Source organism: Peribacillus saganii, from assembly GCF_003429095.1.
GTDB classification, from domain to species: domain Bacteria; phylum Bacillota; class Bacilli; order Bacillales; family DSM-1321; genus Peribacillus; species Peribacillus saganii.
Map to the genome: position 1 here is coordinate 82,264 of NZ_QVTE01000045.1, position 12,307 is coordinate 94,570.

9 protein-coding genes and 1 riboswitch are annotated in these 12,307 nt (G+C 41.5%); of the genes, 7 read left to right on the forward strand and 2 right to left on the reverse strand.

Features of this window, described 5'->3' with window-relative positions; genetic code table 11:
• Positions 1-48: 48 nt before the first annotated feature.
• Positions 49-1,257 (reverse strand): MFS transporter, encoded by a 1,209-nt coding sequence (locus tag D0469_RS15620; RefSeq protein ID WP_117327648.1) that lies wholly within the window; start codon positions 1,255-1,257, stop codon positions 49-51.
• Between the two features lie 14 nt (positions 1,258-1,271).
• Positions 1,272-1,691, reverse strand: a complete 420-nt coding sequence (locus D0469_RS15625) for a MarR family winged helix-turn-helix transcriptional regulator (protein WP_233523088.1) — start codon at positions 1,689-1,691, stop codon at positions 1,272-1,274.
• 319 nt (positions 1,692-2,010) lie between these two features.
• Here D0469_RS15625 and htpG point away from each other — a divergent pair, with 319 nt between their 5' ends.
• From htpG to D0469_RS15660, 7 genes are all read left to right on the forward strand, one after another.
• Positions 2,011-3,891 carry a molecular chaperone HtpG gene (htpG, locus tag D0469_RS15630; protein ID WP_117327649.1) on the forward strand — a complete coding sequence of 627 codons (1,881 nt, stop codon included), beginning with the start codon at positions 2,011-2,013 and terminating at the stop codon, positions 3,889-3,891.
• Positions 3,892-4,373: 482 nt separating this feature from the next.
• The gene (locus D0469_RS15635) at positions 4,374-4,877 is read left to right on the forward strand and encodes a cupin domain-containing protein (protein WP_117327650.1); all 504 of its coding nucleotides are present in this window, start codon (positions 4,374-4,376) and stop codon (positions 4,875-4,877) included.
• 132 nt (positions 4,878-5,009) lie between these two features.
• Positions 5,010-7,058: a catalase gene (locus tag D0469_RS15640; protein WP_117327651.1), complete on the forward strand. Its 2,049-nt coding sequence runs from the start codon at positions 5,010-5,012 to the stop codon at positions 7,056-7,058.
• A gap of 545 nt (positions 7,059-7,603) precedes the next feature.
• Positions 7,604-7,719: riboswitch (SAM riboswitch) on the forward strand.
• Between the two features lie 116 nt (positions 7,720-7,835).
• Positions 7,836-8,672, forward strand: coding sequence for a MetQ/NlpA family ABC transporter substrate-binding protein (locus D0469_RS15645; RefSeq protein ID WP_117327652.1), 837 nt, complete (start codon positions 7,836-7,838; stop codon positions 8,670-8,672).
• Between the two features lie 236 nt (positions 8,673-8,908).
• Positions 8,909-9,922 carry a methionine ABC transporter ATP-binding protein gene (locus tag D0469_RS15650; protein ID WP_117327653.1) on the forward strand — a complete coding sequence of 338 codons (1,014 nt, stop codon included), beginning with the start codon at positions 8,909-8,911 and terminating at the stop codon, positions 9,920-9,922.
• 57 nt (positions 9,923-9,979) lie between these two features.
• Complete coding sequence (locus D0469_RS15655; RefSeq protein WP_117327691.1) at positions 9,980-10,597, forward strand: methionine ABC transporter permease; 618 nt, start codon at positions 9,980-9,982, stop codon at positions 10,595-10,597.
• Positions 10,598-10,809: 212 nt separating this feature from the next.
• Positions 10,810-11,946 carry an alpha-hydroxy-acid oxidizing protein gene (locus tag D0469_RS15660; RefSeq protein ID WP_117327654.1) on the forward strand — a complete coding sequence of 379 codons (1,137 nt, stop codon included), beginning with the start codon at positions 10,810-10,812 and terminating at the stop codon, positions 11,944-11,946.
• Positions 11,947-12,307 lie beyond the last annotated feature (361 nt).

Below are 12,307 nucleotides of genomic sequence, written 5' to 3' on the forward strand. Positions count from 1 at the left end.
GTTAAGGTTAATTCGTCAGCTGTTTTTTTCTCTATTGCTACTAATCTATCAAACCGAACCCGACGCATTCATACTCGCTGTTTCAGCCTTTTCTTTCTTTCCGTGCAGGAAATAGTAGAGTACCGTAGTTCCCACTGCCATTATCCCCATAATGATATACAACGTACTATAACCTGTTAATGGAATGATCAATCCAAGCAGATAAGGGCCGAAACCAAGTCCAGCGTCGAGAAAGATAAAAAATGTCGATGTAGCCAGCCCCATGCGGTGAGGAGGCGTCAGCTTCACAGCGATGGCCTGGGTAATTGACTGGATATTTCCAAAGCCTAGTCCAATAAGGGCACCGGCTATTAGAAATGTTACACCATGGCTTGCAGAGCTGAGAAGTACCATTCCGGCTCCAAGGATGATAAACGCCGGATACATAACGAAGTTCGCACCTCTTGTATCCATTATAGGCCCTGTAAATGGCCGTGAAACTAAAACAGCTGCAGCATATACGATAAAAAAGAAGCTTGCCGCATTAACCAGACCGATTTCTATAGCGTAAAAGTTAATAAATGATAGAACACTTGAGTAACAGAAAGCTCCAATCAGGGTAATAAAGGCGATAGGCAGTGCCTTTGGTTCCACAAAGCTGGAAAGCTTGAATCCTGTTTGGGCAGAAGATTCTGTGGGGACTTTCAACGGCGGCACATATAGGAAGAGTGCGGTTATCAAGCTTAAAATTCCAGTTGCAACACAGAAACTAAAAATTATTTGGAAGCTTGTATGTTGGCTCAAAAATAGCCCAATGAATGGCCCAACAGCTGTAGCAAGTGTAGAGCTCATGCTGTAGTAGCCGATTCCTTCTCCCCTTCTTGCAGGCGGAATAATTTGGGCAACAATCGTTCCGGTTGCTGTACTTGCAATCCCCAATGCAATACCATGTATTAATCGGGTAAAGAGCAAGAAGGGAAGGCCTAATTCTGCGAAGTACAAACAGGTCGTCAGAGTAAAGAAGCCTAATCCAATGTACAGCATCCTCTTCCGGCCGATCGTGTCAATAAGGCGGCCGATAAACAGCCTTCCAATCAGTGCTCCAATAATAAAAATCCCTGTGACAAGGCCTGCTTGGCTTGCAGAAGCATGGTATACCTCAACTGCATAGACAGCTATCATCACTACTAACAAATAAAAGACAAACGTTAAGAAAAAATTGACGGAGAAAACAATGATAAAATCCTTCGTCCATAGTTTAGGTCTGGTTAGATTCAATTTTTCTCTGCTCCCTATTTTAAAATATTCTTTCTAATGTCGTTCATGATCCGGATTACCTCTTGCTGTTCCTCTACAGAAATTCCTTTTAAAATCTCCTCTTCATACTGGTCAACCGTTACACGTACCTCTAAATATTTCGCTTTCCCAAGTTCGGTAAGCTGCATTCTTTTTTCGCGCCTGTCTTTTCCGGGAATATGCTCTACATAGCCCTGTTGTTCCAAACGGGTAATGGTTCTGGTGACAGTGGGTTTTTCCACACTCAGATAATTGGATATTTCAACATGAGTGGCAGATCCATTATTGAATAAGTAGTATAAAATGGACCATTGTGCACGATATAGATCATGCTTGCCGAGTTCTAAATTAAGCCGATTTTCAAACGGACGGTATAGCATGATAAACTGATGAAAAAATTTATGGAAAGTCTTTATTGGAAACACTCCTACCAATCAAAATAATTAACCAGAGTAATAGTTAGCGAGAATAACTATTTAAGTGTAGCAGACTTTATGGTTGTCTGTCGACTGCAGAAGGATACATTTTGCCAACGGCATTGTTCAGCACCCATAGAATAAGCACTGAATTTAGTAAACATATCAGTGGGGACATTTTGATTCGAACAAGCGTAAAAGATATTGACAGAAAACTCTAGTTTATGTTATTTAATTAGTGGGTTAGCACTCGAAAGGATAGAGTGCTAAAATATAAATGCATAGCAGATAAGATTTGAATATGAAAGGAGAAACTTCAATGGAAAAAAAGCAATTTCAGGCAGAGTCCAAACGGCTTTTGGAAATGATGATCAACTCCATTTATTCTCAAAAGGAGATTTTCTTAAGAGAATTAATTTCCAATGCAAGTGACGCGATTGATAAGATCTATTACAAGGCATTAACTGATGATACATTGGTTTTTGACAAAGACAGTTACTACATAAAAGTATCTGCTGACAAGGAAAATCGGACTTTAACAATCACGGACACCGGGATTGGGATGACAAAGGACGACCTTGAAAATAACCTTGGAATCATTGCGAAGAGTGGTTCTTTGGCATTTAAAAATGAAAATGAATTGAAGGATGGACATGATATCATCGGACAATTTGGTGTGGGCTTCTACTCAGCTTTCATGGTCGCAGATATTGTGACGGTTATTACCAAGCCGTTAGGCAGCGATACTGCATATAAATGGGAATCTACCGGTGCAGACGGATATTCGATTGAGCCTTTTGAAAAAGACACGGTAGGCACAGAGATTATCCTGAAAATTAAAGAGAATTCCGAAGACGAAAGCTATGATGAGTATTTTGAGGAGTATCGTCTAAAATCGATTATTAAAAAATACTCAGATTTCATCCGCTATCCAATTAAGATGGATGTAAAAGGAAGACGTCCTCAGGAAGGCAGCGAAAACGAATTCGAGGATTATCAGGAAGAACAAATCATTAATAGCATGGTTCCGATTTGGCGAAAGAATAAGAACGAACTGACAGCTGAGGATTACGATAATTTTTATCAGGAAAAGCATTACGGTTTTGACAAGCCGCTCAAGCACATTCACATCAGCGTTGATGGGGCTGTGAGGTATAATGCGGTACTGTACATTCCTGAAAAAATGCCTTTTGACTATTATTCAAAGGAATTCGAAAAAGGGCTGGAGCTGTACTCAAGTGGCGTACTGATCATGGATAAATGCTCAGAACTTCTTCCTGACTATTTTAGCTTTGTAAAAGGAATGGTCGACTCAGAGGACCTTTCGCTTAACATTTCACGTGAAATCTTACAGCATGATAAGCAACTGAAGCTGATAGCAAAGAACATAAACAAAAAAATAAAGAGCGAGCTCCAATCTTTGCTTAAGGATGAAAGAGAAAAGTATGAGGAATTCTACAAATCCTTTGGCAGGCAGTTAAAGTTTGGGGTGTATAGTGATTTCGGAGCGAATAAAGAAGTATTGCAGGACCTATTGATGTTCTACTCCTCCAAAGAGAAGAAGCTGGTTACATTGAGTGAGTATGTATCAAGAATGCCTGAAGAGCAAAAATATATTTATTATGCTTCCGGCGAAACAAATGAACGGATTGAAAAATTGCCGCAGACAGAGCTTGTATCTGAAAAAGGCTACGAAATCCTATACTTCACTGATGAAGTGGATGAATTCGCGATCAGAATGCTTATGACATATAAGGAAAAAGAATTTAAATCCGTTTCCAGCGGTGATTTAGGCATCGAAGCGGACGAAAACCAGGAAAAAACCGATTCAGCTGCCGATGAAAATAAAGATCTCCTTGACCACATGAAAAACACATTATCAGGAAAAGTGAAGGATGTAAGAGTATCAAAGAGATTGAGATCCCATCCAGTTTGCTTGGCTACTGATGGTGAAGTGACGATTGAAATGGAAAAAATCCTGAAAGCCATGCCAAACAGCCAAAACGTACAAGCAGAAAAGGTATTGGAAATTAACCCGAATCACGAGGTATTCAGTTCATTAAAAACGGCCTTTGAAAATGATAAAGATAAACTCAACCTATACACAAATCTGTTGTACAACCAGGCTTTGCTGATCGAAGGCCTGCCAATCCAGGATCCAGTTGAATTTACAAATGACATTTGTAAAGTAATGGTTTAAAGAAGAATTCGAGATAAACCAAGCGAAATTTGCTTGGTTTATCTTTTTTTATGGCCATTTTGAGGCGAGCAAATTGGTTTTTATTAAAGATTTAAAATGCCCTGGCTTTTTTCCAAAAATTATTGGACTATCGTCAACTTTTATGGCATTATTGTCAACTATTTCCGAAGAATTGGTAACTTGAACTAACAATTTTTTTGTTGGGAAGGGTGAACCAATTTTTATCGTCAACTTCGGGAAATTTATCGTCAACTTTCAAAAAATATCGGCGACTTTCAAATTTTATCGTCAACTTTGAAAATATATCGATTTCTCGACAAAATCCAACAAAATTCGTACATTGTTGTAGGGGTTTGGAGGCATTTTTTCATCAAAAAAAGCTAATGGCCTTCCGCTGAGGCAGGAAAAGCAGGCCTAATAATTCTTTGAAACGGGGTATAGATAAAGGTGCAAGGTATGGAAAGAGAAAGGAGCGTTAGACAGTGGAAACACAGGTGAGATCATTTTTTCTTAATGATGATGGAGAGATTCCAAATAACGAGCATTTTCCGGTTATTGTATATGAGGGTATTTTCAGTGATAACCCGAATGAGATTGAGGCTGCGTTCAACCGGCATAATTGGTTGGGCAGCTGGACAGGAGACATCTACGATTTTCACCATTATCACAGCAATGCACACGAGGTATTGGGTGTTAAGTCAGGACATGCAATTGTTCTCTTCGGTGGAGATGAGGGTGAAACGCTGGAGTTGAAGGCAGGGGATGTAATCGTGCTGCCAGCAGGAACGGGACACATGAAAATTGGCAGCAACCCGGATTTCGAGGTGGTTGGTGCTTATCCGGAAGGAAGAAGCCCAAATCTTATAAAGAGAGATCCTGGGGCAAGAGCCCAGGCTTTGCCAGAAATAAAAAATGTCCCTGTTCCCAATACAGATCCGGTCTATGGTGAGAGCGGCCCGCTGATTCAAAAATGGAAGAATAAATAATTGTTGATCAATGTTTAATCAGCAGGCTTTTTGTTCATATTGTGGTGGTTACTTGTTTAAAATAATTCTAATCTGGGTACGGGGATAAGGTGTAAATTTTTACATAATTCTCATACCAGGAGGGCCATCCATATGACCAATGAGCGTAAGATGAATAGCAACAGCAAACAGGAGCAGCTGGAGCAGTTTCGAGTCAATGATCAGGGCAAGAAAATGACAACGAATCAAGGGCTAAAGGTTTCGGAGGATGAGTTTTCTTTAAAGGCCGGTGAACGCGGCCCGACGTTAATGGAGGATTTTCATTTTCGGGAGAAGATGACGCATTTTGACCATGAAAGGATTCCTGAGCGTATCGTTCATGCCCGCGGTTTTGCAGCCCATGGTGAGTTTCAGGTGTATGAATCGATGAAGGAGTTTACGAAGGCGAAATTTTTGCAGGATCCTACAGTTAAGACGCCTGTTTTTGTCCGATTTTCAACCGTTGCCGGTTCGCGTGGGTCAGCTGAGACAGTACGGGATGTGCGCGGTTTTTCAACGAAGTTTTATACGGAAGAAGGTAACTATGATTTGGTTGGAAACAACATTCCTGTCTTTTTTATTCAGGATGCCATCAAATTCCCGGATCTAATTCACGCGGTGAAGCCTGAACCGCATAATGAAATGCCGCAGGCAGCCTCCGCCCACGATACGTTTTGGGATTTTGTGGCAAATAATCAGGAATCTGCCCATATGATTATGTGGCATCTGTCTGATCGTGCGATTCCCCGAAGTTTCCGCATGATGGAAGGATTCGGTGTGCACACATTCCGTTTTGTTAATGATCAAGGAAAAGCCCATTTTGTAAAACTTCATTGGAAGCCAGTGCTTGGTGTGCATTCTCTTGTATGGGATGAAGCCCAAAAAATAGCAGGGAAGGATCCTGATTTCCACCGCCGTGATTTGTGGGAGTCAATCGAAATGGGGAATTTCCCTGAATACGAATTAGGGGTCCAGCTTCTTGCCGAAGAGGATGAATTCAAGTTTGATTTTGATATACTTGATCCAACAAAAATTTGGCCTGAAGAAGATGTGCCGGTAAAGATCATAGGTAAAATGACATTGAATCGCAATGTTGACAATGTTTTTGCTGAAACGGAGCAAGTAGCCTTTCATCCGGGTCATGTGGTGCCAGGAATTGATTTTTCAAATGATCCGCTGCTGCAGGGCCGGCTTTTTTCCTATACTGATACCCAATTAATTCGCCTTGGCGGTCCGAATTTCCACGAATTGCCGATTAACCGTCCTGTTTGCCCATTCCATAACAATCAGCGTGATGGATATAGCCGTCAAACCATAAATGTTGGACAAGTAAGCTATCATAATAATTCCCTTGCTGCAAACACTCCGTCACCTGCGACTGAAGCAGAGGGCGGGTATGTGCATTACCAGGAAAAGATTGATGGCCGCAAAGTCCGTGCCCGCAGTGAAAGCTTTAAAGACCATTTCTCACAGGCAACGATGTTTTGGAATAGCATGAGCCAGCCTGAAAAAGAGCATATCATCCAGGCTTTCAATTTTGAACTTGGAAAAGTGAAGAGTAAATTGGTCCAGCAGCAAGTAGTAGATATGTTTGCAAACGTTAATCTTGAATTAGCCAGAACGGTTGCCGTTGCAATTGGTGCTGTCCCTCCGAATGCAGGCGGTTCGGACATTACAAAGTCATCACCGGCTGTTAGCCAGGAAAATACAAAGAAACTGCCGAATACAAGAAAAGTAGGTATCATCATTGGCGATGATTTTAACGGCGCTGAAGTAATGACTATACTGGCCGCTTTGCAAGCAGAAGGAGTTCAGCCGGAAATCGTAAGCGAAAAACTTGGGAAATTAAAAGCTTTGGATGGAACCGAGCTTGAGGTAAACCATACGTTTTTAACGGTCGATCCCGTCCTGTTCGATGCGATTTATGCAGTTGGCGGAACGGCAGAAAGTAAAAAGTTCTATAAGGATGCTGCTTATTTTATCCACGAAGCCTTTAATCATTATAAGCCGATCGGAGCTACCCATGAAGGTAAGCAATGGCTGGAAATGGAAAAGATGACAAACAGCCCTGGAGTAGTAGTAGGAGAAGATGTAAATGAGTTTGTTTCGGCTTTTGTTGAGGCGATTGCCGCTCATCGCCATTGGAGCCGACAAATAGTTTAATAGATGGGGAGAGATCCCCTGTCAATAAAAGAGGCAGATCCGCTATCAAAATGGGTCTGCTTCTTTTGCTTATTAATAGAATTTAATAGACAATATAACTTTTTAACAAGTACAGATGTGTCTAGCTCCAGCGCCCAGCCCCTCGAGGTCATAAGTCAATCGTTTCGGAAGGCAAAAAGCGCCTTCTATCAACGCTTGTCTTATGCTTGTCGGGGCTAACCAGGGCGCTTGCGCTTTTCTATGATGACTAGCTCCAGCGCCCAGCAACTTTTTTCCCGCAGGAAAATAAAGTAAATTGGCTTTGTATATGGTTTCAGTCGATATAAAGACTACAGTTTCTATATTCAGCAGGCTGTAAGGATAGAGGCACTCCTCCAAACGGATGAAAGAAATCATGCATCATTGTAGTTCTTTTTCATTTTTCAAAAGGGAAATGTCCATTTTGAAGAAAAACCCGATTTGCACTTTTAAAAAAACTTATTGACTTTCTAAAAAATATACTGTAAATTGTAGCAATATAACCAACCAATCGAATATTTTGATAACTCTTATCAAGAGTAGCGGAGGGACTGGCCCGATGAAGCTCGGCAACCGTTCATGTTTTAAAACATGGAAAGGTGCTAAATCCTGCAAAAACACATTGTGTTTTGAAAGATGAGAGAGGACGATACATATATTTTAACGTGCGCCTCTCTTCTTTCGGAAGGGAGGCTTTTTGGCTTTATATCAAAAAAAGAGGGTTGGAAAAAAGATCTAAAATTTTAGGGGGTATATTGCATGAAAAAGTTTGTATTGATACTATCTCTGATTTTACTAATTGGAGTATTAACTGCTTGTGGAAACAAAGAAGAAGCTTCATCAACTGGAGAAAAAAATGAAAACCAGTTAAGTGAAGAAAAACTTATGATTGGTGTTACTGCAGGTCCTCATGAACAGGTTGTTGAAAAGGTTAAAGAAGTAGCGGCCAAGGACGGTTTAGAAATTGAACTAAAGGTATTCAATGATTATGTTATGCCAAACACGGCACTTGAAGAGGGTGAGCTGGATATGAACAGCTATCAGCACAAGCCGTTTATGGACCAATTTAACAAAGACAAGAGCACACATTTAGCTGCTGTCGGCAAAACCATTTTAAATCCTATGGCCATTTATTCAAATGAATACAAGAGCCTGGAAGATATTCCAAAAGGGGCTAAGGTTGGACTGCCAAACGATCCGACAAACGGTACACGTTCACTTTATCTTTTTGAAGAAGCAGGGTTGATCAAGATTAAAGAAGACAAAAGGGAAACAGCCACGATTCTTGACTTAGCGGAAAACCCAAAGGAAATTGAGTTTATTGAACTGGAAGCAGCACAAATCCCTAAACAATTGACTGAATTGGACGCAGCTGCCATTAACACGAACTTTGCCATTGATGCCGGCTTAAGCCCGAAACAAGATGGAATCTTCCTGGAGCCAATTGAGTCACCATATGTAAACTGGTTAGTTGTTAGGGAAGAAAATAAGAACGATCCTGCTGTAAAAAAAGTTCTAAAAGCCTTCCATACAGACGAAGTAAAGGCATTTATTGAGGAAGAATTCAAAGGCTCTATCCTTCCAGGCTGGGAATAATATTCTGCCTGTGAAGCTTCATGATAAAACACAGTAAATAGAACCATATGGCATAGCACCATATGGTTCGACTCATTTGTAAAAATAAAAAGTATGACTTTTTAAAACTAGTATGAGGTCTCGCTCCAGCGCCCAGCAGTTTTTTTTCCGTAGGAAAATAAAGCCCCGGCGCACACACATGCTAGTGCCGTCATTGCCCCAGGACGCTTACGTATTTCTTGAAAGGAAGTGAACCCATGATTGTACTTGAAAATGTTTCAAAGGTGTTTGAAACGAAAAAGGGCAGGGTGGAAGCTGTTAAAGATGTCAACCTTCATGTGAAGAAGGGTGAGATACATGGTGTGATTGGATATAGTGGTGCAGGGAAAAGTACACTGATCCGTTGTGTTAATTTACTTGAGAAACCGACAACAGGAAAAGTTTTCATAAACGGAGAAGAAATTACTTCTTTGAACTCTGGAAAGCTGGCGGAGAAAAGAAAGCATATTGGAATGATTTTCCAAGGCTTCAATTTGCTGAAAACAGCAACTGTTTATGATAATATCGCTATTCCATTAAAACTGATTGGACTCAATAAAACCGAGGTTGAAAATCGTGTAAAAAAATATCTGGATATTGTAGGTCTTTCCGAAAAGGTAAATTCCTATCCAAGCCAGCTTTCCGGCGGGCAGAAACAGCGTGTGGCGATTGCGAGGGCCCTATCCCAGGAACCGGAAATCCTCTTAAGCGATGAAGCGACTAGTGCTCTGGATCCGGAAACAACTGATTCTATTCTTGATTTACTTTTAAAAATCAACATAGAGCTGGGAATCACGATTCTCTTGATTACCCACGAAATGAATGTAATCCAGAAAATATGTGATTACGTCTATGTGATGGAAAATGGCGACATTGTCGAACAAGGCTCTGCCATTGACTTATTTACAAAACCGGAACGGGAAACAACTAAGAAATTTTTGAACACGATTGCCCAGCGTAAACTTTCTCCATCGCTAATCAATCAATTACAAGGAACAGGCTCTGTTCTTAGGCTTACCTTCGTCGGCGAATCAACCGGACAGCCGCTGCTTGCGGCCGTAAGCAAGCAATTTGATGTCAGTCCTAATATTTTAACGGCAAATATCATTGAATTAAAGAATGGCATCGTGGGCAATATTGTCATCCATCTAGAGGGTGATCAAAAACACATCAGGGACTCCTTGCAATTTTTAAAAGAAAAAGGGGTCGGAGTCGAGGAATTGGAGGGATAAGCATTGGAAAGATATCAACAGTTTACCGAACAATGGCTTCCGATTATTGGAAAGGCAATGATAGAAACCTTTCAAATGGTTGGGATTTCGCTTCTCTTCTCGGTTATTATAGGCATTCCCCTTGGTATTTTGCTAGTTTTAACACGTCCGGGCCAAGCAATGGCGAACAAATGGATTTACCAGCTATTAAACTTGCTCATCAACATTATTCGCTCTGTACCATTTATCATTCTTTTATTTTTCATTCTTCCTTTTACAAAGCTGATTGTCGGCACCACAATTGGAGTCCAAGGGGTAATTGTGCCACTTGTGATTTATACAGCACCATATATTGCTAGACTGATGGAATCATCTCTGTTAGAGGTTGATAGTGGAGTACTTGAAGCGTACGAAGCAATGGGGATTCCTACAAGGCAGATCATCTGGCATGTCATGCTTCGTGAAGCAAGGCCGTCTATTATTCTTGGTTTAACGATTGCAACTGTCGGTTTGATTGGAGCTACGGCGATGGCAGGTCTGGTCGGTGCTGGGGGGCTTGGTGATTTGGCTTATCGCTTTGGCCATCTGCGCTATGAGGTTGATGTCATGTATGCGACCGTGTTAATCCTTATTATTTTGGTACAAAGCATCCAGTCGATTGGTAACAGGCTGTCAGCCCGGCTAAAAAAAGATTAAGGCAGGATTGCCCGGCAACTCACTGAAAATTCTTCGTTTTCAGCATCAGGTATCAAAAAGGTCATCGAGGCGGTTTTAGATGCTGCGAGGGAAGAAGATCAATATATTTGAAAATAGTTTTGATTCGCATAACTCATGATTATAGAGAAGGTATCCAATTATTTTAAATAAAATAAAAATTCGATTTTCGTGAAGGGTGGAAATGTAAGGCTATGAGTACAGCAAATGTGGATGCAATATTACAAAACATTGGCTCCGAAGAGTATTTTCCAATTTCCTACGAGGAGCTTGAACAAGGGGCAAAACAGAAAATGTCGGCAGGGGCTTTCGGTTATGTCCGTTCGGGTGCAGGCGGGGAAGAGACGCTCAGAAAAAACGAAGATTCTTTTAAAAAGCTTTCAATCGTGCCAAGGGTGTTAAGTGATGTTGCAGGATTGGACACAAGTATTAACTTGTTTGGACGAATATACCCCCATCCATTACTGCTTGCTCCTGTCGGCATGCTGAAGATGGCTGATGAGCAAGCCGATTTAGCGGTTGCCAAAGCAGCTGCTGAGCACCAGATTCCCGTCGTATTGAGTACAGTTGCCAGTTATTCAATGGAAGAGGTCGCCGCTGCCGCTAAGGGCCCAAAGTGGTTTCAGCTTTATTGGTCAAACAATGAAGAGGTTTCTTTCAGTATGGTGAAGCGGGCAGAGGAAGCCGGTTATGAAGCGATTGTGTTAACAGTTGATACTGTCATGATGGGCTGGCGACAAGAAGATATGCGCAACCGTTTTTCTCCATTAAAGCTCGGTTATGGAAAAGCGAATTATGAGACAGACCCTGTATTTTTAAACTCTCTTGGAAGCCAAGACTCGGATTCTATCATTCAAGGAATTCTTGATAATATTCATCATCCCGGACTAAATTGGAAGCATGTTGCAGAATTGAAAAAAAGGACTTCCCTGCCTCTTCTATTAAAGGGAATATTGCATCCCGAAGATGCAAAACTCGCCGTGGCAAATGGCATTGATGGGCTTATTGTTTCAAACCACGGAGGCAGGCAGCTTGACGGCGTGATCTCAGCAATTGATGCCCTCCCCCATGTTGTTGAATCAGTGAACGGCAGTGTGCCGGTACTGATTGACAGCGGGATCCGGCGAGGATCGGATGTTGTAAAGGCACTTGCCCTAGGCGCGGCGGCGGTGTTAATCGGACGTCCTTTCGTTTACGGATTAGCAGTCGGCGGGCAAAATGGCGTAGAAAAAGTGCTTGAGAACTTTATCCAGGAAACAAAGGTGTCAATATCGCTGTCTGGTGTTTCAAGCATCAAGGATCTTCCTAGCTTAAAAATCGTCCGGGCATAATCCAATTGGGGCGGCGCATTTGAATATATGAAACAAGCTTTAACAGGGATAAAGTCATTGACCGTCACAGGTTGTGGCTGGCCCGTACTGTATAATGGGTCCCGGTGATATGGGAGCAGATGAAGTAAGTTTGAAAAGTATCCAAACGGCGATGCTACAAGGACAATGGGTCCACAGATTCTTGTCAAACACAAGGGGATCGTCAAGTAAAAAGCGTCCATACGGAATTTATGCTGAGGGATTTGTTTCCATACTGTGTGGATTTTATAATGTTGACCGGGTTCACGTAAATAGCTCGGACGGCTGGGTCTTGTGAAAATAAAACACTGACGGTTTGTTCGGAATACCAAAAAGCTGGCCT